The organism is Burkholderia sp. KL41 (assembly GCF_057005415.2).
In genome coordinates this window covers 3,410,623-3,433,145 of the sequence record NZ_CM174446.1, presented here as the reverse complement: position 1 = coordinate 3,433,145, position 22,523 = coordinate 3,410,623, and the positions used below count along the sequence as shown (strand labels likewise).

The window sequence follows — 22,523 nt, the reverse complement described above, 5'->3', positions numbered from 1 at the left end:
GAGAATCAGGTCATGCCCGGCGTACGGCCGGATCTTGTCCCGCTTCGTGCGGGACCGGGGCAGGCGCCCCGGCGCCGCTCGCGTGGCCGCGAGCCACGAACCGGCGTCGCCGCGCCTGCCGCCGCGTCAAGGAGACACGATGAACTCACCCGCTTCCCCCACCGGCCCGGCCGGCACCGTCACGCGCGAGCGGCGCGACAAGGTGCTCGTCGTCACGATCGACCACGCGCCCGTCAACGCGCTGTCCGCCGACGTGCGGCGCGGCCTCGCCGACGCGCTCGACGCCGCGCAGGCCGACGACGCGATCCGCGCGGTGCTGATCGTCGGCGCCGGCCGCAACTTCATCGCGGGCGCCGATATCCGCGAATTCGGCAAGCCGCCCGTGCCGCCGTCGCTGCCCGACGTGTGCGAGCGGATCGAATCGGGCACGAAGCCGGTCGTGGTCGCGCTGCATGGCGCGACGCTCGGCGGCGGCCTCGAAGTCGCGCTGGCCGCGCATTACCGGCTCGCGGTGCCCGGCGCGAAGCTCGGCCTGCCCGAAGTCACGCTCGGCCTGCTGCCCGGCGCGGGCGGCACGCAGCGCGCGCCGCGCCTGATCGGCGCGAAGGCCGCGCTCGACCTGATGCTGACGGGCCGCCACGCGAGCGCGGACGAAGCGCTCGCGCTCGGCCTCGTCGACCGCGTCGCACACAGCGACGACACGCTCGCCGAAGGCCTCGCCTACGCGCAGGAGCTCGTGTCGCTCGGCGCACCGGTGCGCCGCACGCGCGACGCGCAGGGGCTGGCCGACCGCGCGGCCGCGCAGGCCGCGATCGACGCGGCGCGTGCCGAGTTGCCGAAGAAGTCGCGCGGCCTTTTCTCGCCCGCGAAGATCGTCGACGCGGTCGAGGCCGCGCTCACGCAGTCGTTCGACGCGGGGATGAAGCTCGAACGCAGCCTGTTCCTGCAGTGCATCGACAGCCCGCAGCGCGCGGGCCTCGTGCACGCCTTCTTCGCGGAGCGTGAAGCGGCGAAGGTGCCCGAGGCACGTCGCGCGAGCGCGCGGCCGGTCGAGCGGATCGGCGTGGTCGGCGGCGGCACGATGGGCGCGGGCATCGCGGTCGCGGCGCTCGATGCCGGGCTGCCGGTGACGATGATCGAACGCGACGAAGCGTCGCTCGCGCGCGGCCGCGCGCACGTCGAGAAGGTGTACGACGGCCTCGTCGCGAAAGGGCGGATGACACCGGCCGCGCACGCTGCGCGGCTCGCGCGTTTCAAGGGCAGCACGTCGTACGACGCGCTCGCGCAGGCCGACGTCGTGATCGAGGCCGTGTTCGAGGACATGGCCGTGAAAAAGGCCGTGTTCGCCGAACTCGCGCGCGCGTGCAAGCCGGGTGCGGTGCTCGCGACCAACACGTCGTATCTCGACATCGACGAGATCGCCGCGAGCATCGACCGGCCGGCCGACGTGATCGGCCTGCATTTCTTCTCGCCGGCCAACGTGATGAAGCTGCTCGAGATCGTCGTGCCGGCGCGCGTGAGCGCCGAAGTGGTCGCGACCGCGTTCGCGCTCGCGAAGCAGTTGAAGAAGACGCCGGTGCGCGCCGGCGTGTGCGACGGCTTCATCGGCAACCGGATCCTCGCCGTCTATCGCACGGCGGCCGACTACCTGATGGAAGACGGCGCGTCACCGTACCAGATCGACCGCGCGGTGCGCGAATTCGGCTTCCCGATGGGGCCGTTCCAGGTCGTCGACCTCGCCGGCGGCGACATCGGCTGGGCGACCCGCAAGCGCCGCGCGGCGACGCGCGACCCGCGCGCGCGCTACGTGGAGATTTCCGACCGGCTGTGCGAGCGCGGCTGGTTCGGGCAGAAGACGGCGCGCGGCTACTACCTGTATCCGGACGGCGCGCGCGTCGGCACGCCGGACCCGGAAGTCGAGGCGATCGTCGCGCAAGAGCGCGCGAAGAAGGGTATCGCGCCGCGCACGTTTACCCACGACGAGATCATGCGCCGTTACCTCGCGGCGATGATCAACGAAGGTGCGAACGTCGTGCACGAGAAGATCGCGCTGCGCCCGCTCGACGTCGACGCAGTGTTCCTGTACGGCTACGGCTTCCCGCGTTATCGCGGCGGCCCGATGCATTACGCGGACACGGTCGGCCTCGCGAACGTGCTCGCCGATATCCGCGCGTTCGCGAAGGAAGATCCGCTGTTCTGGAAGCCGTCGCCGCTGCTCGTCGATCTCGTCGCGCGCGGCGCGGATTTCGCGAGCCTGAACCGCCTCGACTGAACGCCAACCGCATTCGCCACGGACTGACGATGGACCTCAATTTCACTCCCGAAGAGGAAGCCTTCCGCACGGAAGTGCAGCGCTTCCTGCAAGCCGAACTGCCCGGGCGCATCGCGCGCAAGGTGAAGGGCGGCCTGCATCTCACGCGCGACGACATGCGCGAATGGCACGCGATACTCAACGCGCGCGGCTGGCTCGCGAGCCACTGGCCGCGCGAGTACGGCGGCCCCGGCTGGAGCGTCGCGCAGAAGTTCCTGTTCGACAACGAATGCGCGCTCGCGGGTGCGCCGCGCATCGTGCCGTTCGGCGTGAACATGCTCGGCCCCGTGCTGATCAAGTACGGCGACGAAGCGCAGAAGCGCCGCTGGCTGCCGCGCATTCTCGACGGCACCGACTGGTGGTGCCAGGGCTATTCGGAGCCGGGCGCCGGCTCCGATCTCGCGTCGGTGAAGACGAGCGCGGTGCGCGGGCTCGACGCGCAGGGCGAGCACTACATCGTGAACGGCCAGAAGACGTGGACCACGCTCGGCCACTACGCGAACATGATCTTCTGCCTTGTGCGCACCGCGACCGACGTGCGCAAGCAGGAAGGCATCAGCTTCCTGCTGATCGACATGAACACGCCGGGCGTCGAGGTCCGCCCGATCATCACGCTCGACGGCGAGCACGAAGTGAACGAGGTGTTCTTCACCGACGTGCGCGTGCCGGCGGAGAACCTCGTCGGCGAAGAGAACCGCGGCTGGACCTACGCGAAATACCTGCTCACGTACGAGCGCACCAACATCGCCGGAATCGGTTTTTCGACGGCCGCGCTCGACCGGCTGCGCGCGGTTGCCGCGAAGGTCACGAAGAACGGCCGGCCGCTCGCGGACGATCCGTTCTTCGCGGCGCGCGTCGCGCGTGTCGAGATCGAACTCGAGAACATGCGCACGACCAACCTGCGCGTGCTGGCGGCGGTCGCGGGCGGCGGGGTGCCGGGCGCGGAAAGCTCGATGCTGAAGATCCGCGGCACGCAGATCCGCCAGGAGATCACCGCGCTGATGCGGCGCGCGATGGGGCCGTATGCACAGCCGTTCGTCGACGAGGCGCTCGATGCCGACTACGACGGCGAGCCGGTCGGCCCGGACGAAGCGGCAAGCGCCGCGCAGCAGTATTTCAACAACCGGAAGCTGTCGATCTTCGGCGGCTCGAACGAGATCCAGAAGAACATCATCGCGAAGATGATGCTCGGGCTGTAACGAGGAGCGCGACGATGGATTTCCAGCACACAGAAGACCGCCGGATGCTGGCGGACACGTTGAACCGCTTCATCGCCGAACAGTATGCGTTCCCGGTGCGCGATCGCATCGCGCAGTCGCCCGAGGGCTTCGATCGCGCGATGTGGCAGCGCTTTGCGGAACTCGGCACGGTCGGCGCGCTGTTCGCGGAAGCCGACGGCGGTTTCGGCGGCGCGGGCTTCGACATCGCCGTGGTGTTCGAATGCCTCGGGCGCGGGCTCGTCGTCGAGCCGTTCCTCGGCGCGCTGCTCGCGGGCCGCGCGCTGTCGCTCGCCGGCGGCGACGCACATCGCGAGCGGCTCGCCGCGCTGATCGACGGCAGCGCGAGCGCCGCGTTCGCGCATGACGAGCCGGGCTCGCACTACGAACTGACGACCGTGCGCACGCGCGCCGAACGCTCGGGCGACGGCTGGGTGCTCACGGGCGCGAAGGGCGTCGTCGACCAGGCTGCGCAGGCGGCGTTCTTCGTCGTCAGCGCGCGCGTGTCCGGGCAGGACGACGACGCGGCCGGCATCGGCCTGTTCGTCGTGCCGGCCGACGCACCGGGCGTGTCGCTGCGCGACTACCGGAAGATCGACGGCGGCCGCGCGGCCGAAGTGCGCTTCGAGCGCGTCGTGCTGCCGGCCGATGCGGCGCTCGGCGCGCACGACGGCGAAGCGGGCGCCGAGTTGCTCGAACGCGTGCTCGGCTACGGGCTGCTCGCGCTGTCGGCGGAAGCGCTCGGCGCGATGGACGTCGCGAAGGAGCACACGCTCGAGTACCTGCGCACGCGCAAGCAGTTCGGGCTGCCGATCGGCAGTTTCCAGGCGCTGCAGCACCGGATGGCCGACCTGCTGCTCGAAGTCGAGCAGGCGCGCTCGGCCGTGATCAACGCGGCCGCGCAGCTCGATGCGCCGCGCGTGGTGCGCGAACGCGCGCTGGCCGCGGCGAAATTCAGCATCGGGCGGATCGGCACGCTCGTCGCCGAGGAGAGCATCCAGTTGCACGGCGGGATCGGGATGACGTGGGAGCTGCCGCTGTCGCACTACGCGAAGCGCCTCGTGATGATCGATCACCAGCTCGGCGACGAGGATCACCATCTCGCGCGCTACATCGCGCTGTCGAAACAGTAAAGACGAACGACGCGAATGGAGGAGACAAGGATGACGAACGAATCGCGCGTTTTGCCGCTGGCCGGCGTGAAAGTGCTCGACTTCTCGCGCGTGCTCGCGGGGCCGTGGTGCGCGATGGTGCTCGCCGATTTCGGCGCGGAAGTGATCAAGGTCGAGCATCCGGCGCGCGGCGACGACACGCGCGACTGGGGCTTGAGGATCGGCGCCACCGAAACGACCTACTTCAACAGCGTGAACCGCAGCAAGCGCTCGATCTGCCTCGACCTGCAGACCGACGAAGGGCGGCGGCTCGCGCGCGAGCTGGCCGCGCAGGCCGACGTGGTGCTTCACAACTTCAAGTTCGGCGGCGCGGAGAAGCTCGGGCTCGGCTACGACGCGCTGGCCGAACTGAACCCGCGCCTCGTGCATTGCGCGATCTCCGGCTACGACCGCTCGGGCGCCGAGGCCGCGCGGCCCGGCTACGACCTCGTCGTGCAGGGCGAGGCCGGGCTGATGGCGCTGAACGGCGAAGCCGGCCAGCCGCCGCTGAAGTTCGGCGTCGCGGCGGTCGACCTGTTCACCGGCATGTATTCGGCGCAGGCGATCCTCGCGGCGCTGTACGAACGTCATGCGACGGGGCGCGGGCGGCGCATCGAGATGGCGCTGTTCGACTGCGGGCTGATGATCACCGCGTACTACGGGCTCGACGCGCTGCTGATGGGCGAGGACCCGCCGCGCTACGGCAACGCGCATCCGTCGATCGTGCCGTACGGCGTGTTCGACGCGGCTGACGGCCCGCTCGTGATCACGGTCGGCAACAACACGCAGTTCGCGCGCTTTTGCGACGCGATCGAGCGACCCGACCTCGCCGCGGACGAACGCTACAAGACCAACCTCGGCCGCTCGGAGAACCGCGCCGACCTGCTGCCCGAGATTCGTCGCGAACTCGCGCGCCGTTCGCGCGCGACTTTGCTCGCGGCGCTGGCCGACGCGGGCATTCCGTGCGGCGAAGTGCTCGGGCTGCACGAAGCGCTGACGTCGGAACGCGCGACGAGCGCGGGGCTCGTGACGCGGCAGCCGCATCCGGTCGCGGGCGTCGTCGACGTGCTGGCGCCGCCGTACCGGTTCGACGGCGCGCGGCTGCCGGTGCGCGGCGCGCCGCCGGTGCTCGGCGCCGATACGGCCGACGTGCTCGGCGGCTGGCTCGGGATGTCGGCCGACGAGGTCGCGCGGCTGCGCGCGGATCGCGTCGTGTAGATCGCTTTTTCCGCCACGGCGCGGGCGGGGTAGTCGACGCGCGCCGACCATTCCACACAACACCCTCGCAATGACGAGTTGGTTTGCCCTGCGGGGGCCTGAGTAGGCGCTGAAGCGCCAACTCAGGTCGACCGCGAAGCATGGGACCTGAGTAAGCGCTAAAGCGCTAACTCTGGTCGACAGGAGACACCATGGAGCTTTCGTTCATCGAATCGGTCACGGCGCGCCGCGACTATCAGCAGCTCGTGCGTGCGCGGCGCCGTTTCAGCTTCACGCTGACGGCACTGATGATCGCCACGTACTACGGCTTCATCCTGCTCGTCGCGCTCGCGCCGCACGTGCTCGCGGCGCCGCTGTATCGCGGCGCGACGACGACGGTCGGGATCGCCGCGGGCGTCGCGATCATCCTGGTCGCGATCGGGCTGACCGCGTGTTACGTGCTGCGCGCGAACCGTGCGTTCGACCGCCGCGTCGACGCGCTCCTGCAGCGTTCGTGAAGGAGGCCGACATGCGACGTACCTCGATCGCGCTCCGCGCGCTTGCCGTTCCCGCGGCCCTCGTTTCGTCTGCCGCGCATGCGGTATCGGTCGCGGGCCCGATGCCCGACAAGGTCGAACTGAACCCGGTCGCGATCGGGATGTTCTTCGCGTTCGTGTTCGCGACGCTCGCGCTCACGCGCTGGGCCGCGCGCCGCACGCGCTCGACGCGCGACTTCTACACGGCCGGCGGCGGCATCACCGGGCTGCAGAACGGGCTCGCGATCGCGGGCGACTACATGTCGGCCGCGTCGTTCCTCGGGCTGTCGGGGATGGTGTTCATGTTCGGCTTCGACGGGCTCATCTACTCGATCGGCTTTCTCGTCGGCTGGCCGTTCGTGATGTTCCTGATCGCCGAACCGCTGCGCAATCTCGGCAAGTTCACGTTCGTCGACGTCGTTGCGTACCGCTTCGCACAGCGGCCGATCCGGCTGCTGACGTCCGCGAATTCGCTGACCATCGTCGTGCTGTACCTCGTCGTGCAGATGGTCGGCGCGGGCAAGCTGATCCAGCTGCTGTTCGGGCTGTCGTACGGCACGGCCGAGCTGATCGTCGGCGTGCTGATGGTCGTCTACGTGTTCTTCGGCGGGATGACCGCGACCACCTGGGTGCAGGTGATCAAGGCCGTGCTGCTGCTGTGCGGCGCGACGCTGCTCGTCGTGCTCGCGCTCGCCGAATTCGGCTTCAGCGTCGACGAGATGTTCCGCCGCGCGGTGGCCGTGCATCCGGGCGCGCTGTCGATCATGGGCCCCGGCAAGCTGATCCGCGATCCGGCCAACGCGCTGTCGCTCGGCATCGCGCTGATGTTCGGCACGGCCGGCTTCCCGCACATCCTGATGCGCTTCTTCACGGTGCCGAACGCGAAGGAGGCGCGCAAGTCGGTGCTCTATGCGACCGGCTTCATCGGCTACTTCTACCTGCTGACCTTCGTGATCGGCTTCTCGGCGATCGTGCTGCTCGCGCAGCATCCGGAATTCTTCAAGCTGGGCGCCAACGGTTCGTTCAATCTCACGCACGACCTGCTCGGCGGCTCGAACATGGTCGCGGTGAAGCTCGCGCAGGCGGTCGGCGGGAACTGGTTCTACGGGTTCATCGCGGCGGTCACGTTCGCGACGATCCTCGCGGTGGTCGCGGGCCTCACGCTCGCCGGCGCGACGACGATCTCGCATGACCTGTACGCGCAGATGTGGGCGCGCGGCAAGCCCGACGAGCGCCTCGAGATGCGTATCTCGCGCGCGGCGACGATTGCGTTGTCGGCGGTCGCGATCGGGCTGTCGATCCTGTTCGAGCACGTGAACGTCGCGTTCATGGTCGGCCTCGTCGCGGCGGTGGCCGCGAGCGCGAATTTCCCGGTGCTCGCGATGTCGATTTTCTGGCGCGGGATGACGACGCGCGGCGCGGTGCTCGGCGGCGGCCTCGGCCTCGTGTCGGCGGTCACGCTCACGGTGCTGTCGAAGTCGGTGTGGGTCGACGTGCTGCATCACGCGCACGCGCCGGTGTTCCTCGACAACCCGGCGCTCGTGTCGGTGCCGCTCGCGTTCGTCGGGATCGTCGTCGGTTCGCTCGCGGATCGCGGCGAGCGTGCGCGGCGCGAGCGCGACGCGTTCGCGCAGCAGGAGTTCTACGCGCAGACGGGCTTGCTGGCGGGCGAGGCGGTGCAGCACTGATTCATCGGAAGAATGCGCCAATCCGTCCGAATCCCCGGACGGATATTTTCCGGAAATCCGGAAAGCCGGATTTCCTTGCCTGCCGCATTATGAGAAATACAATGAAAACAACGGTTTGAGGGGTTACGGAAACCTGGCATCGACCTTGCGATATAAAGCGCACGGCCACCCCCCCGGCCGAACTACTACAGCAAGCAAGGAGACAATCGATGACCACTGCCTTCCTCCCCTGTCGGATGTCCTGAGGCATCGCTTGTTGCGGCACGACAGCCGCGCGGGCGATTTGTTTCCCCTGACATTCGTCCGCGCGCGTGACGCCGTTTCCATCGGCTCATCTACTTCAGCAGGAACCATCGTGAAGAAGAAACCCTTCTACAAAGTGCTCTATGTGCAGGTGATCTTCGCCATCATCGTCGGCGTGATCCTCGGCCATTTCTACCCGTCGATTGCCACCGACATGAAGCCGCTCGGCGACGGCTTCATCAAGCTGATCAAGATGGTCATCGGCCCGATCATCTTCTGTACGGTCGTCACCGGCATCGCCGGCATGGAGGACATGAAGAAGGTCGGCCGCGTCGGCGGCAAGGCACTCCTGTACTTCGAGATCGTGTCGACCTTTGCGCTGGTGCTCGGCCTCGCGGCCACGCACATCCTGCGTCCGGGCGTCGGCTTCAACATCGATCCGGCGACGCTCGACGGCAAGGCCGTCGCATCGTACGCGGCGAAGGCGCACGGGCAGTCGACGGTCGACTTCCTGATGCACATCATCCCGAACACGATGGTCGATGCGTTCGCGCAGGGCGAAATCCTGCAGATCCTGCTGATCGCACTGCTGTTCGGCAGCGTGCTCGCGCACCTCGGCGAGCGCGGCAAGGTCGTCACCGACTTCATCGACGGGCTCACGCGCGTGCTGTTCGGCATCGTGCACATCGTCACGAAGCTGGCACCGATCGGCGCGTTCGGCGCGATGGCGTTCACGATCGGCAAGTACGGCGTCGGCTCGCTGGTGCCGCTGCTCAAGCTGATCGGCACGTTCTACCTGACGTCGGTCGTGTTCGTGCTCGTCGTGCTCGGCACGATCGCCCGCGTCACGGGCTTCTCGATCATCCGCTTCGTGTCCTACATCAAGGAAGAGCTGCTGATCGTGCTCGGCACGAGCTCGTCGGAAGCCGCGCTGCCGCAGTTGATGGAAAAGCTCGAGAAGGCCGGCTGCTCGCGCTCGGTCGTCGGCCTCGTCGTGCCGACCGGCTATTCGTTCAACCTTGACGGCACCAACATCTACATGACGATGGCCGTGCTGTTCATCGCGCAGGCGACCAACATCGAACTGACGTGGATGCAGCAGCTCACGCTGCTGGCTGTCGCGATGCTGACGTCGAAGGGCGCGAGCGGCGTCACCGGCGCGGGCTTCATCACGCTCGCCGCGACGCTCGCCGTCGTGCCGACGATCCCGCTGTCGGGCATGGTGCTGATCCTCGGCATCGACCGCTTCATGAGCGAATGCCGCGCGCTGACCAACATCGTCGGCAACGGCGTCGCGACGGTCGTCGTGTCGGCATGGGAGAAGGAACTCGACCGCAACAAGCTGCGCCAGGCGCTGAAGGGCGGCGGCGAAGTCACGCCGACCGAGACGGCCGGCGTCTGACGTCATGAAGGAGCAGGCGGCGGCATCGCCCGCGGGCGGTGCGGCCCGCGGCGGCCAGGGCGGGCAGGTGGAGGCCTATGACACAATAGGCGATCCGCATCGCCAGGAAGCCTCGACCGTGACGCGCCGCCTGCTCATTCTCGTCGTGCTTGCCGCCGCGCTCGCCGCGGCGTGCACGCTGACGTGGACGATCACCTGGCGGCGCGGCGTCGCAGAGTTGCAGCGCAACGCCGCGGTGCGCGTCGACCGCACCACCAACGCGCTCAAGAGCACGCTCGACCGCTACGAATCGCTGCCTTATCTGCTCGGCAGCCATCCGTACGTGCAGGACCTGCTCGCCGAGCCGAAGCGCACCGACTACACCGCACGCGTCAACCGCTATCTCGAAGACCTCAACGAACACGCGCACGCGACCGTCACCTACGTGATCGGCGCGGACGGCCTGTGTGTCGCCGCCAGCAACTGGCGCGCGCCCGACAGCTTCGTCGGGATCGAATACCGCTTCCGCCCGTATTTCCTCGATGCGATGAACGGCCAGGTCGGCCGTTTCTTCGGGATCGGCACGATCTCGCGCGATCCCGGCTACTACATCTCGCAGCCCGTGTGGCGCGACGGCAGGATCGCAGGCGTTGTCGTCGTGAAGCTCAACCTCGAATGGTTCCAGGGCGCCGATGCGTCCGAGCCGCTCGTCGTCGCGGACGACCATGGCGTCGTGTTCCTGTCGTCGGTGCCCGCCTGGAAGTACCACACGCTGCGGCCGCTGACGGGGCCCGTTGCCGCGTCGATCTACGAGACGCGCCAGTACGCGCAGCAGCCCGTCACGCCATTGCCGCTGCGCATCGAGCAGGTGCTGGGCCCCGATGCGGAGATCGTGCGTCTCGGCGCGGGCCTGCGCGCGCCGCGCTACCTCGCGAGCAAGCGCCGGATCGGCGAGCCCGACTGGCTGCTCGTCACGCTGGCGCCGATCGCGCCCGTCGACGCCGACGCGCGCAACGCGACGATCGTCACGGGCTTCGGCTTCGTGTCGGTCGCGCTGCTCGCGTTCTACTGGCGGATGCGCCGTGCGCGCGTGCGTGAAATGATTCGCGGCCGCGCGCTGCTGCAGCAGGCGTACGCGGAGTTGAACCGGCGCGTCGAAGAGCGCACGGCCGACCTGTCGGAAGCGAACGAGCAACTGCAGAAGGAGGTCGGCGACCGGATCCGCGCGGAACAGGAACTGCGCGCCGCGCACGACGAACTGATCCAGGCGAGCAAGCTCGCCGCGCTTGGCCAGATGGCGGCCGGCATCACGCACGAACTGAACCAGCCGCTCGCGGCGCTGCGCAGTTTCTCGGACAACACGCGTGTGCTGCTCGATCGCGGTGAGCAGGCGGCCGCGCGCGAGAACCTCGAGGCGATCGCCGCGCTCACGGAGCGGATGGGCAAGATCACGAACCAGCTGAAGCTGTTCGTCGGCCGCGCGAAGCCGCGCAACGAGCAGGCGCTCGTCGTGCGCGCGCTGCGCAGCGTGCTGTCGTTGCTCGACGAGCGCCTGCGCGGCGTCGCGCTCACGCTGACGTTGCAGGATGCGACCGTGTCGCCCGCGCACGATGCGCCGCTCGACCTGGCGCGCGACTATCCCGAGCTCGTCGCGCGCTGCGAGGACCTGCGCCTCGAACAGGTGCTGATCAACCTGCTCGGCAACGCGCTCGACGCGGTCGCCGGCGTGGCGGCGCCAGCGATCGAGGTGACGATCGCGGTGTCGGCGGCGACGCTCGCGATCGAGGTGCGCGACAACGGCTGCGGCATTGCGCCCGACCTGCTGCCGCGCCTGTTCGAGCCGTTTTTCACGACCAAGGAAATGGGGCGCGGGCTCGGGCTCGGGCTCGCGATCTCGTCGTCGATCGCGAGCGACGCGGGCGGGGCGCTGACCGCGCGCAACGCGCCGTCGGGCGGCGCGCTGTTCGTCTTGACGCTGCGGCGCGCCCGCACGCATCATCCGGACTCCGTGTCCGAGCCGGCGGGCTCGCGCTAGGCGCGCCACGCCGCCCGCCCGATCGGTGCACGACCGGTATCAACGCCGCCGCGCGCGCTGCTGCCGCGCGGCCCGTCAGGAGCAAGTGAGTACGATGGCCAACCGCCTGCAAGTGATCTATATCGAAGACGATGCGCTCGTTCGCCGGGCAAGCGTGCAGAGCCTTCAGCTGGCGGGGTTCGACGTCGCCGGCTTCGAGTCGGCCGAGGCAGCCGAGAAGGCGATCGTCGCGGATACCGCCGGCGCGATCGTCAGCGACATCCGGCTGCCCGGCGCGAGCGGGCTCGACGTGCTCGCGCAGTGCCGCGAGCGCGTGCCCGACGTGCCCGTGATTCTCGTCACGGGGCACGGCGACATCTCGATGGCCGTGCAGGCGATGCGCGACGGCGCATACGACTTCATCGAAAAACCGTTCGCGGCCGAGCGCCTGATCGAGACGGTGCGCCGTGCGCTCGAGCGGCGCGAGCTCGTGCTCGAGAACCACGCGCTGCGGCGCGAGCTGGCCGGGCAGAACGTGGTCGCGCCGCGCATCATCGGCCGCAGCCCCGCGATCGAGCAGGTGCGCAAGCTGATCGCGAACGTCGCGCCGACCGACGCGTCGGTGCTGATCAACGGCGACACGGGCGCCGGCAAGGAGCTGATCGCGCGCAGCCTGCACGAGCTGTCGCCGCGTCGCGACAAGCCGTTCATCGCCGTGAACTGCGGCGCGCTGCCCGAGCCGATGTTCGAATCGGAAATGTTCGGCTACGAGCCCGGCGCGTTCACCGGCGCCGCGAAGCGCCGGGTCGGCAAGCTCGAGTACGCATCCGGCGGCACCTTGTTCCTCGATGAAATCGAAAGCATGCCGCTCGCGCTGCAGGTGAAGCTGCTGCGCGTGCTGCAGGACGGCGTGCTGGAGCGGCTCGGCTCGAACCAGCCGATTCGCGTGAACTGCCGCGTCGTCGCGGCCGCGAAGGGCGACATGAGCGAGCTCGTCGCGGCCGGCACGTTCCGGCGCGACCTGCTGTACCGGCTCAACGTCGTGACGATCGCGCTGCCGCCGCTTGCCGAGCGCCGCGAGGACATCGTGCCGCTGTTCGAGCACTTCATGCTCGATGCGGCCGTGCGTTACGCGCGGCCCGCGCCGGTGCTGACCGACCGGCAGCGCGCGAGCCTGATGCAGCGCGACTGGCCCGGCAACGTGCGCGAGCTGCGCAACGCGGCCGACCGCTTCGTGCTCGGCGTGGCCGACATGCCGCAGGAGACGGGCGCGAACGGCGGCGACGCCGACAACGAGCAGACGCTGAAGGAGCGCATCGAGCAATTCGAGCGCGCGGTGATCGCCGAGGCGCTGAACCAGACGGGCGGCGCGGTCGCCGCGACGGCCGACCGGCTGCATGTCGGCAAGGCGACGCTGTACGAGAAGATGAAGCGCTACGGGCTGTCGGCGAAAGGCGAAACCGAGCGCTGAAAAGCGAACGGACCGCGGAACCGGGTTGCCCGGTCGTGCGGTCCGTCGTGCGGGGAAGGGCGCGGCGCGCGGCCCTTCGAGCCGGATCGGGCGGCGCTCAGGCCGCGTTGCTGTCGAGTGCCTTCTTGAGCAGTGCGTCGAGTTCCGCGAACTGCGGTGCGCCGACGTAGCGCTTCAGGATCTTGCCGTCCTTGTCGACGACGAAGGTCGTCGGCGTGAGCTGCACGTTGCCGAACTGCTTCGCGACGCTGCCGTCGTCCAGCGCGACCTTGAACGGCAGCTGGCGCGTCTGCGCGTAGTTCGCGACGTACATCGGCGGATCGTAGTTCATCGCGACCGCGACGAACTCCAGCCCCTGACCCTTGAAGCGATTATAGGTATCGACCATCTGCGGCATTTCCTGCATGCAGGTCGCGCAGCTCGTCGCCCAGAAGTTCACGAGATAGACCTTCCCTTTCAGGTCGCCTGCGGTCGAGACCTTCTGGCCCGACAGCAGCGTGAACGTGGCGTCCGGCACGGTGGACTTGCCGTTGAACGCGAAGAAGCCGGCAACGGCGATCGCCGCGACGACGGCGGCGGCGACGATGTAGCGGACGGGGCCGGCGCTGCGCCGGGCGGGAGGCGTGGTGTTCATCTGGAGCTCTCGGAGTCGGTCGATGACGCGGATCGAAGCAAAGGACATCGAAATTCGGCGCTCATTTTAGCGCGAATGCAGGATGTGCACCGACGGCGGCCACGCATCCCGGAATTCACGTTCGGCGGATAATGCCCGTTTTGCCTGCCCGCTCCACGCCATGCCGAAGGAAGTCACCGATTCGTTGCGCCCCCTTTTTCGTCCACTGCGACACTTCGCCGCGCTCGCGTGCATGAGCGTCGCGCTGGCCGCGTGCTCGCCGTCGTACGACTGGCGCACGCTGCACAACGACGCCGGCTACACCGTCGACCTGCCGGCGAAGCCGACCGTCGAGCAGCAGCCGGTGGCGATCGGCGGCGCGTCGATGCCGATGCGGATGCAGGCCGCGCACGTGGACGGTGCGGTGTTCGCGGTCGGCACGCTGACGCTGCCGGACGACAGCGACGACACGCGCCGCGCGGCGCTCGAGTTCCTGCGCACCGGGCTGTCGCGCAACCTCGACGGCGCGCCGCAGACGGCTGCGGTGCCGGTGCCGCTTGCAGCCGGCGGCGCGGTGAACGGGCTCGAGCTGCGCATCGCGGGCGCGGCCGCCGGCGGCGATCGCGCGCGCAAGACGATCGTCGCGCGGCTTGCCGCGCGCGGCCGGCATGCGTACCAGGCCGTCGTGATTGCCGACGGGCCGCTTGCCCAGGAGCAGCTCGACCAGTTTTTCGGGTCGTTCAAGCTCGACTGACGGCATCGGCGAGGGCGCCGGGATACCCCGTGACAACTGAAAGTTCGTTCGCAACTTTCGGCGCTAGTCGCCGGATTTTGCGAGGTTTTTTCGGCTATCCACAGCGCATGTGGATAACTTTGTTGAAAAGTTGCCCGAATTTCCCGCCAAGCCGCGCGGGACGGCCTTCCGGCCCATTTGGTCGCTCGCTCGTGTTTTGGGAAACGTCAATCAAAACAACGAGATACGGATTCCGTGCTGCAAAGGTCCCGCCGAGCCCCGATCCGGGGCCGGATTCGTGGAATTGTGCATAAGTCAAGTCTTGACAGCCGGATTTTGTCCTCCGCAGGCACTCACAGCGCCGTCAGCGCACGCCGGTAGCGGATCGCCTCGGCGATCTGCGCAGCCGTCGGCAGCGGGTCGCCGGCCAGGTCGGCGATCGTCCGCGCGACCTTCAGCACACGGAAATACGCACGCGCCGACCAGCCGAAACGCTCGCCGGCCTCGCGCAGCAGCCGCTCGCCTTCGTCGGTCGGCCGGCACAGGTCGTCGGTTTCGCGGCCGCTCAGCATGTGATTCGTCTTGCCCTGCCGGTCGAGCTGCAGCGCACGCGCGTGTGCGACCCGTGCGGCCACCGCGGCACTCGGCTCGCCGGGCGCCGTCGCGCGCGACGCGAGTTCGGCCGGCGACAGCGCGGGCAGGTCGATCTGGATATCGATGCGATCGACGAGCGGCCCCGACAGCTTGCGCAGGTAGCGCGCGGCGACGTCCGGCGTGCAGCGGCAGCGTCCGGACGGATCGCCGTGCCAGCCGCACGGGCAGGGATTCATCGCGGCGATCAACTGGCATGCGGCCGGGAAGTCGGCCTGCTGCGCCGCGCGCGAGATCGTGATGCGGCCGGCTTCCAGCGGCTCGCGCAGCATTTCGAGCACATGCCGGTCGAATTCCGGGAGCTCGTCGAGAAACAGCACGCCGAGATGGGCGAGCGTGATTTCGCCCGGCTGCGGCGGGTTGCGGCCGCCGACCAGTGCGGCGGCGCTCGACGAATGATGCGGCGCACGGAACGGCCGCCGGCGCCACTGTGCCGGTGAAAAGCCGAGGCGGCTCGCGGAGAGGAGCGCCGCCGACGTCAGCGCCTCGTCGTCGGTCAGCGGCGGCAGGAGGCCCGGCAGCCGTGCGGCCAGCATCGACTTGCCGGCGCCCGGCGGCCCGACCATCAGCATGTGATGGCCGCCCGCGGCCGCGACTTCCAGCGCGCGGCGGGCACCGCGCTGGCCGACCACGTCGGCGAGATCGGGGGCGGCCGGCATCGGCAGGCCGTCGAGGCATGGCGCCGCGACCGGCGCGAGCCGGGCGTCGGGCGTGCCGGCGAGGTGGGCGCACAGCGCGGGCAGGTCCGGCGCACCGAACACGGTGACGCCCGGCACGAGCGCCGCCTCGGCGGCGCTGGCGAGCGGCAGGTACAGCTCGGGAGCATCTGACGCGACGGCGGCCGGATCGGGGGCGGCCCGTTGATCGCCGTTGCCCGAGCCGGAAAGCGCGCCGGCGCGTGAACCGGAAGCCGCACCGCTTTCCGCGACCTGCCAGTCCCGCGCGACCCCGCACGCCATCGCGAACGCGCCGCGCATCGGCCGCAGCGCGCCGGTCAGCGACAGTTCGCCCGCGAATTCGCGGCCGGCCAGTGCGTCGGCCGGGATCTGGCCGTTCGCGGCGAGGATGCCGAGGGCGATCGGCAGGTCGAACCGCCCCGACTCCTTCGGCAGGTCGGCCGGCGCGAGGTTGACGGTGATGCGGCGCACGGGGAATTCGAAGCCGCAGTTCTGCAGCGCGGCACGCACGCGCTCGCGGCTTTCGCGGACCTCGAGATCGGGCAGGCCGACGATCGAGAACGACGGCAACCCGTTGGCGAGATGGACTTCGACGGTGACGTCCGGCGCACGGCCGGAGGCGGGCGCGCGACTGCGCACCACGGCGAGCGACATGGCGAGGCTCCTGTAAACAAGACGGACGGGCGACGGCCGTTCGTGGCCGCATGCCGCGGGAATCGGAGGAATCGGTGCGCGCTTGCCGGCGTGGCGCGAGGAAAGAACGAGGTGTTGCGAACGACGAACAGCGAAGAGCGGAGGGTGCTGCGAAGAACGACGGACGACGAAGTGCGGAGGAAGGTGGCGGGCGCGGGCCGCACGAGGCGGCCCGCGCCCGGACCTTGCGGCCGGGTGGGGCGTCAGGCTTGCGGCGCGGCGAGCTTCTGCTCGAGTTCGGCGACGCGCTTTTCGAGTTCCTCGAGGCGCACACGGGTGCGGGCGAGCACTTGCGCCTGCGTGTCGAATTCCTCGCGCGTGACGAGGTCGAGTTTCGAAAAGCCTTGCGACAGCATGGCCTTCACGTTGCGCTCGACGTCCTTGGCCGGCGAGTTTTTCAGCAGATCGCTGACGCGCGACTGCAGATCGTTGAAAACGTCGCTGGGTTGCTTCATGTGATTCCCCTTCCTTGCACAAAAAATGTGCATCTTCAGTTGCGTACGTGCCCATGATGCACGCATGACCGGAAATGGTGCGCCGGGGGCGCGAATTCCGGGCATGGCGCCGGCATGGGTGAATGGCCCGGTGACCCGGGACGTGCGTGCACTCTAGCAACGTTCCTTTCGCCGCGCCAGCAAACCCGCCCGCGTTGGCCATTCGGCCGGGCTTGCGCACCTTACATCGCGGGATGCGACCCCTTGATGAAGCCCTTTGAAACGGTGCTCGAACCGACATGGCATGCGAGTTGCTGAGGAGAGTCCGTTACAACATTCCAACCAATTCGACGGGACAACTCAGCGAGAGGACTTCATGAAACTCATTACCGCAATCATCAAGCCGTTCAAGCTCGATGAGACGCGCGAGGCGCTGTCGGCGCTTGGCGTCTCGGGAATCACGGTGACCGAGGTAAAAGGGTTCGGCCGCCAGAAGGGGCACACCGAGCTGTATCGCGGCGCCGAATACGTGGTCGATTTCCTGCCGAAGATGAAGATCGAGGCAGCGGTGTCCGACGATCTGGTCGACCAGGCGGTCGAGGCGATCGAGCGGGCCGCGCGCACCGGCAAGATCGGCGACGGCAAGATCTTCGTCACGGCGATCGAACAGGTGATCCGGATTCGCACCGGGGAGACGGGCGCAGACGCGCTGTAACAGAACAGACAAGACAAGCGACAAGAGGAAACCCAAGATGCGCAAACTTCTGATGTCCCTGCTGATGGCCGGCTCGCTGATCGCGGCAGGCGTCGGCTCCGCGCTTGCCGACGACGCGGCGTCCGCCGCCGCTGCGTCCGCGCCCGCCGCAACGGCTTCCGACGCCTCGGCTGCCGCCGCGCCGGCCGCTTCGGCACCGGCCGCAACCGATGCATCTGCACCGGCCGCTGCCGCCGCACCGGCTTCGGGCGCCGCCGACGCATCGGCCGCCGCCGCCGCGTCCGCGCCGGCCGCACCGGCTGCGCCGACCGCACCGTTCTCGGTCGATTCGTCGAAGATCAGCGCGGGCGACACCGCGTGGATGCTGACGTCGACCGCGCTCGTGCTGTTCATGACGATCCCGGGCCTCGCGCTGTTCTACGCGGGCATGGTCCGCAAGAAGAACGTGCTCGCGACCGTGATGCAGAGCTTCGCGATCACCGCGGTGATCACGGTGCTGTGGACGGTGGTCGGCTACAGCCTCGCGTTCACGCCGGGCAACGGCTTCATCGGCGGCCTGTCGCGTGCATTCCTGCACGGCATGAACTACATCAAGGGCGACAAGGCGACGACGCTGACCGTCAGCCATCTCGCGACGACGATTCCGGAATCGGTCTACTTCGTCTACCAGATGACGTTCGCGATCATCACGCCGGCGCTGATCTGCGGCGCGTTCGCCGATCGCATGAAGTTCTCGGCGATGCTCGTGTTCATGACGCTCTGGTCGCTGATCGTCTACGTGCCGGTCGCGCACATGGTGTGGGAGCCGACCGGCTGGCTGTCGGCCGACGGCGTGCTCGACTTCGCGGGCGGCACGGTGGTGCACATCAACGCCGGTATCGCGGGCCTCGTGTCGTGCCTCGTGCTCGGCAAGCGCGTCGGCTACGGCCGTGAATCGATGGCGCCGCACAACCTCGTGCTGACGATGATCGGTGGCTCGATGCTGTGGGTCGGCTGGTTCGGCTTCAACGCGGGCTCCGCGGTGGCCGCTGACGGCCGTGCCGGCTTCGCGATGCTGACCACGCAAGTGGCGACCGCCTGCGCGGCGCTCGGCTGGATGTTTGCCGAGTGGATCGCGAAGGGCAAGCCGTCGGTGCTCGGCATCGTGTCGGGCGCGGTCGCGGGTCTCGTGGCGATCACGCCGGCCGCCGGTTTCGTCGGCGTGGCGGGCGCACTGGTGATCGGCATCGCCGCCGGCGTCGTCTGCTTCTGGTCGGCGACCTGGCTCAAGTCGAAGCTCGGCTACGACGATTCGCTCGACGCGTTCGGCGTGCACGGCATCGGCGGGATTCTCGGCGCGCTGCTGACGGGTGTGTTCGCGGTCAAGGACATCGGCGGCGCCGACGGCAGCCTGCTGCTGCAGGCGAAGGGCGTGCTGATCACGCTGGTCTACAGCGGCGTGCTGAGCTTCGTGCTGCTGAAGCTGATCGACCTGACGATGGGCCTGCGCGTGTCCGAAGAGGAAGAGCGCGAAGGTCTCGACGTGATCCTGCACGGCGAGCACGTGGAATAAGTCACACGAATCAATGGCGGGCCGCCGCGACGACGGCGCCCGCCCCGAATGAGCGCAGCGACTTCGGCCCGCCCACCCGGCGGGCTTTTTTTCTCCTGTCACGCACTGACGTAGCGGATAACCCTTCACTCTATCGGGTCAATAGCCGAAAACTTCCTGCATATCCTTGTGAAGCCGGGAACAATCCCCAAATGGGCAAGGCAATTGCTCTACAATCTTCATTCTCCCGCTCGCGAGTGATTCATGGTTCCCCACCTCGTTACGGCGTTGAACGGTCCGCTGCTCGAACTCGAGCAGAAGATCCTCGACGCGACGCCTGCGATCGAACGCTGGTTCAGGCTCGAATGGCAGGAACACACCCCGCCGTTCTATTGTTCGGTGGACCTGCGCAATGCCGGCTTCAAGCTGGCGCCCGTCGACGCGAACCTGTTTCCCGGCGCGTTCAACAACCTGCCGTCCGAAGTGCTGCCGCTCGCCGTGCAGGCCGCGATGGCCGCGATCGAGAAGATCTGCCCGGACGCGAAGAACCTGCTCGTGATTCCCGAGCTGCCGACCCGCAACGCGTTCTACCTCGAAAACGTCGCGCGCCTCGCGACGATCATGCGCCAGGCCGGCCTGAACGTGCGCTTCGGCTCGCTCGACCCGAGCATCACCGACATGACGCCGATCACGCTGGCCGATGGCCAGAAGATCGTGCTCGAACCGCTCGAGCGTTCGCAGCGCCGCCTCGGCCTGAAGAATTTCGACCCGTGCTCGATCCTGCTGAACAACGACCTGTCGGCCGGCATCCCGGCCGTGCTGGAAAACCTGCACGAGCAGTACCTGCTGCCGCCGCTGCACGCGGGCTGGGCCGTGCGCCGCAAGTCGACGCACTTCGCGTGCTACGACGACGTCGCGAAGAAGTTCGCGAAGATGGTCGGCGTCGATCCGTGGATGGTGAATCCGTATTTCGCGCACGTGGAAGGCGTCGACTGGCAGGCGCATGAAGGCGAGCAGGCGCTCGCCGACGCGATCGACGGCGTGCTGAAGAAGATCGCGCGCAAGTACCGCGAATACGGGATCAGCGAGAAGCCGTACGTCGTCGTGAAGGCCGACGCGGGCACGGCGGGGCGCGGCGTGATGACCGTGCACGACGCGGCCGAGATCGGCCGGATGTCGAATGCCGAGCGCGCGCAGATGGCCGAGTCGAAGGCCGGCCTCGCGGTGCGCGACGTGATCGTGCAGGAAGGCGTGTATACGTTCGAGCGCGTCGGCGACGAAGTGGCCGAGCCCGTTGTATACATGATCGACCGCTACGTGGTCGGCGGCTTCTACCGCACGCACGCCGGCCGCGAGCGCGACCAGAACCTGAACGCGCCCGGCATGCACTACGTGCCGCTCGGCTTCGAGCACACCGCGCTGCCGGATGCCGGCGCGAAGCCGGGTGCCGCACCGCCGAACCGTTTCTACATGTACGGCGTCGTCGCGCGGCTGTCGCTGATCGCGTCGTCGATCGAACTGGAAAAGACCGACCCCGAAGCCATCCAGGTATAACGGACCTTCGCCAAGTACAGGACCTCATGGACATTCTCTTTATCGCCGACCCGCTCGAGCGCTTCAAGATCTACAAGGATTCGACCTACGCGATGATGGCCGAGGCCGCGCGGCGCGGGCATGCGGTGTACGCGTGCCAGCCGCACCAGCTCGCATGGACGGGGAGCGGTGTCGAGGCGGACGTGCAGCGCGTGACGATCGTCGGCGACACGGCCGACCTGCACCGCGAACCGTGGTACGAGGCGGCCGCTCACGAGTCGCGTGCGCTGACGTCGTTCGGCGCGGTGCTGATGCGCAAGGATCCGCCGTTCGACATGGAATACGTAACGGCCACGTGGATGCTCGAGCTTGCCGAACGGGCGGGTGCGCGCGTATTCAACAAGCCGCAGTCGATTCGCGATCACTCGGAAAAGCTCGCGATCGGCGAGTTTCCGCAATTCGTCGCGCCGACGCTCGTCACGCGCGATGCGGCGCGCCTGCGCGCCTTCCACGCCGAGCACGGCGACGTGATCGTGAAGCCGCTCGACGGGATGGGCGGGATGGGCGTGTTCCGCGTGAAGGCCGACGGCATGAACCTCGGTGCGATCATCGAGATGCTCGGCCATGACGGCACGCGCTCGCTGATGATCCAGAAGTTCATTCCCGAGATCAAGGCCGGCGACAAACGCATTCTGCTGATCGCGGGCGAGCCGGTGCCGTATTCGCTCGCGCGGATTCCGCAGGGCAGCGAGGTGCGCGGCAATCTCGCGGCGGGCGGGCTCGGGGTCGCGCAGCCGCTGACCGCGCGCGATCGCGAGATCGCCGACACGCTCGGGCCCGTGCTCGCGGCGCGCGGGCTGTTGCTGGTCGGCCTCGATGCGATCGGCGACTGGCTGACCGAGGTGAACGTCACGAGCCCGACGTGCTTCCGCGAGATCATGGAGCAGACGGGCTTCGACGTTGCCGCGATGTTCATCGACGCGCTGGAGCGTGCGGCCGCGTAGGCCGTCTCCCGCGCAACCCCGGCGGCGGCCGCGCAGGTCCCCCGTCGCCGGAGCAGTTCGACCGGCCTGCTACAATGCCCGCTTGCCCGGTGCCGCGATCGCGCACCAAAGGCCCGGCGGTCGGGCCGAAACTGTTGCAAGGCTGACCATGAAACGTTTCCCACACTCGCTACGCTCATTGCCCCGCCGCGGGGTATCGGCCCGCCAGGGGCGGCCGGGAGCGATCTGACATGGCCGGGATCCTGATCATCGCGCATGCCCCGCTCGCCACCGCGTTGCGGGACTGCATCGCGCACATCTATGGCGGCGTGCCCGCCCGCATCGGCTGTATCGACGTGATGGCGGACAGCGATCCGACCCAGGTGATGGCGTTCGCGCATGCGGAGCTCGCGCGGCTCCGGGAAGACAACGGCGTGGTCGTGCTGACCGACATGTACGGCGCGACGCCGGCGAACATCGCCGGCCAGCTCGCGAAGCTCGACAACGTGCGCGTGCTGGCGGGCGTGAACCTGCCGATGCTCGTGCGGGCCGTCTGCTACCGCACCGTGCCGCTCGACAAGCTCGTCGACAAGGCGTTGTCCGGCGGGGCGAAGGGCGTCCACGAGGTGTCGGCCGGCACGCCGCCGCCGCCGACGGAAACCGGCTGCGGCCAGTGCGCGCCGATTCCGCCGGAACCGCAACCGCGCACCGAGTCGCACTGATTTCCCGTTTTCCGTTTTAGACAGCACCG

18 protein-coding genes are annotated in these 22,523 nt (G+C 68.5%); 15 read left to right on the top strand and 3 right to left on the bottom strand.

Translation table 11 applies throughout. The annotated features are described in order from the left end of the window. Positions 1-139: 139 nt before the first annotated feature. From PQB87_RS16135 to PQB87_RS16095, 9 genes are all read left to right on the top strand, one after another. Positions 140-2,272 (top strand): 3-hydroxyacyl-CoA dehydrogenase NAD-binding domain-containing protein, encoded by a 2,133-nt coding sequence (locus PQB87_RS16135; protein ID WP_059697015.1) that lies wholly within the window; start codon positions 140-142, stop codon positions 2,270-2,272. A 29-nt stretch (positions 2,273-2,301) separates the two neighbouring features. Continuing rightward, complete coding sequence (locus PQB87_RS16130; protein WP_111938911.1) at positions 2,302-3,510, top strand: acyl-CoA dehydrogenase family protein; 1,209 nt, start codon at positions 2,302-2,304, stop codon at positions 3,508-3,510. Positions 3,511-3,524: 14 nt separating this feature from the next. Then, positions 3,525-4,661 carry an acyl-CoA dehydrogenase family protein gene (locus tag PQB87_RS16125; RefSeq protein WP_027789038.1) on the top strand — a complete coding sequence of 379 codons (1,137 nt, stop codon included), beginning with the start codon at positions 3,525-3,527 and terminating at the stop codon, positions 4,659-4,661. A 30-nt stretch (positions 4,662-4,691) separates the two neighbouring features. Then, entirely contained in the window at positions 4,692-5,897 is a 1,206-nt protein-coding gene (locus PQB87_RS16120) for a CaiB/BaiF CoA transferase family protein (protein WP_301863406.1), read from the top strand. Positions 5,898-6,088: 191 nt separating this feature from the next. Beyond that, a complete protein-coding gene (locus tag PQB87_RS16115) occupies positions 6,089-6,394 on the top strand; it encodes a DUF485 domain-containing protein (protein ID WP_021157047.1) in 306 nt (101 codons plus the stop codon). An 11-nt stretch (positions 6,395-6,405) separates the two neighbouring features. After that, entirely contained in the window at positions 6,406-8,100 is a 1,695-nt protein-coding gene (locus tag PQB87_RS16110; RefSeq protein ID WP_301863405.1) for a cation acetate symporter, read from the top strand. Positions 8,101-8,455: 355 nt separating this feature from the next. After that, the gene (locus PQB87_RS16105; RefSeq protein ID WP_059489813.1) at positions 8,456-9,745 is read left to right on the top strand and encodes a dicarboxylate/amino acid:cation symporter; all 1,290 of its coding nucleotides are present in this window, start codon (positions 8,456-8,458) and stop codon (positions 9,743-9,745) included. Positions 9,746-9,749: 4 nt separating this feature from the next. Then, the gene (locus PQB87_RS16100) at positions 9,750-11,759 is read left to right on the top strand and encodes a sensor histidine kinase (protein ID WP_174415898.1); all 2,010 of its coding nucleotides are present in this window, start codon (positions 9,750-9,752) and stop codon (positions 11,757-11,759) included. Positions 11,760-11,853: 94 nt separating this feature from the next. Continuing rightward, positions 11,854-13,209 carry a sigma-54-dependent transcriptional regulator gene (locus tag PQB87_RS16095; protein ID WP_027789045.1) on the top strand — a complete coding sequence of 452 codons (1,356 nt, stop codon included), beginning with the start codon at positions 11,854-11,856 and terminating at the stop codon, positions 13,207-13,209. Positions 13,210-13,306: 97 nt separating this feature from the next. Here PQB87_RS16095 and PQB87_RS16090 read toward each other — a convergent pair whose 3' ends face one another. Beyond that, on the bottom strand, positions 13,307-13,843 hold the full coding sequence (locus tag PQB87_RS16090) for a TlpA disulfide reductase family protein (RefSeq protein ID WP_027789046.1): 537 nt from the start codon (positions 13,841-13,843) through the stop codon (positions 13,307-13,309). 160 nt (positions 13,844-14,003) lie between these two features. Here PQB87_RS16090 and PQB87_RS16085 point away from each other — a divergent pair, with 160 nt between their 5' ends. Next, positions 14,004-14,576, top strand: coding sequence for a hypothetical protein (locus PQB87_RS16085; protein WP_059904176.1), 573 nt, complete (start codon positions 14,004-14,006; stop codon positions 14,574-14,576). Positions 14,577-14,908: 332 nt separating this feature from the next. Here PQB87_RS16085 and PQB87_RS16080 read toward each other — a convergent pair whose 3' ends face one another. Together PQB87_RS16080 and PQB87_RS16075 are read right to left on the bottom strand one after the other, a co-directional pair. Beyond that, on the bottom strand, positions 14,909-16,537 hold the full coding sequence (locus tag PQB87_RS16080) for a YifB family Mg chelatase-like AAA ATPase (RefSeq protein WP_301863404.1): 1,629 nt from the start codon (positions 16,535-16,537) through the stop codon (positions 14,909-14,911). Between the two features lie 242 nt (positions 16,538-16,779). Continuing rightward, positions 16,780-17,031: an accessory factor UbiK family protein gene (locus PQB87_RS16075; protein ID WP_006489451.1), complete on the bottom strand. Its 252-nt coding sequence runs from the start codon at positions 17,029-17,031 to the stop codon at positions 16,780-16,782. A 355-nt stretch (positions 17,032-17,386) separates the two neighbouring features. Here PQB87_RS16075 and PQB87_RS16070 point away from each other — a divergent pair, with 355 nt between their 5' ends. From PQB87_RS16070 to PQB87_RS16050, 5 genes are all read left to right on the top strand, one after another. Next, the gene (locus PQB87_RS16070; protein WP_027789049.1) at positions 17,387-17,725 is read left to right on the top strand and encodes a P-II family nitrogen regulator; all 339 of its coding nucleotides are present in this window, start codon (positions 17,387-17,389) and stop codon (positions 17,723-17,725) included. 37 nt (positions 17,726-17,762) lie between these two features. Further along, positions 17,763-19,277 (top strand): ammonium transporter, encoded by a 1,515-nt coding sequence (locus PQB87_RS16065; protein WP_059489822.1) that lies wholly within the window; start codon positions 17,763-17,765, stop codon positions 19,275-19,277. 243 nt (positions 19,278-19,520) lie between these two features. Then, positions 19,521-20,810 carry a glutamate--cysteine ligase gene (gene gshA / locus PQB87_RS16060; protein ID WP_489242375.1) on the top strand — a complete coding sequence of 430 codons (1,290 nt, stop codon included), beginning with the start codon at positions 19,521-19,523 and terminating at the stop codon, positions 20,808-20,810. 26 nt (positions 20,811-20,836) lie between these two features. Then, entirely contained in the window at positions 20,837-21,793 is a 957-nt protein-coding gene (gshB, locus tag PQB87_RS16055) for a glutathione synthase (protein WP_027789051.1), read from the top strand. Between the two features lie 230 nt (positions 21,794-22,023). Beyond that, positions 22,024-22,494, top strand: a complete 471-nt coding sequence (locus tag PQB87_RS16050; RefSeq protein ID WP_059688656.1) for a PTS sugar transporter subunit IIA — start codon at positions 22,024-22,026, stop codon at positions 22,492-22,494. Positions 22,495-22,523 lie beyond the last annotated feature (29 nt).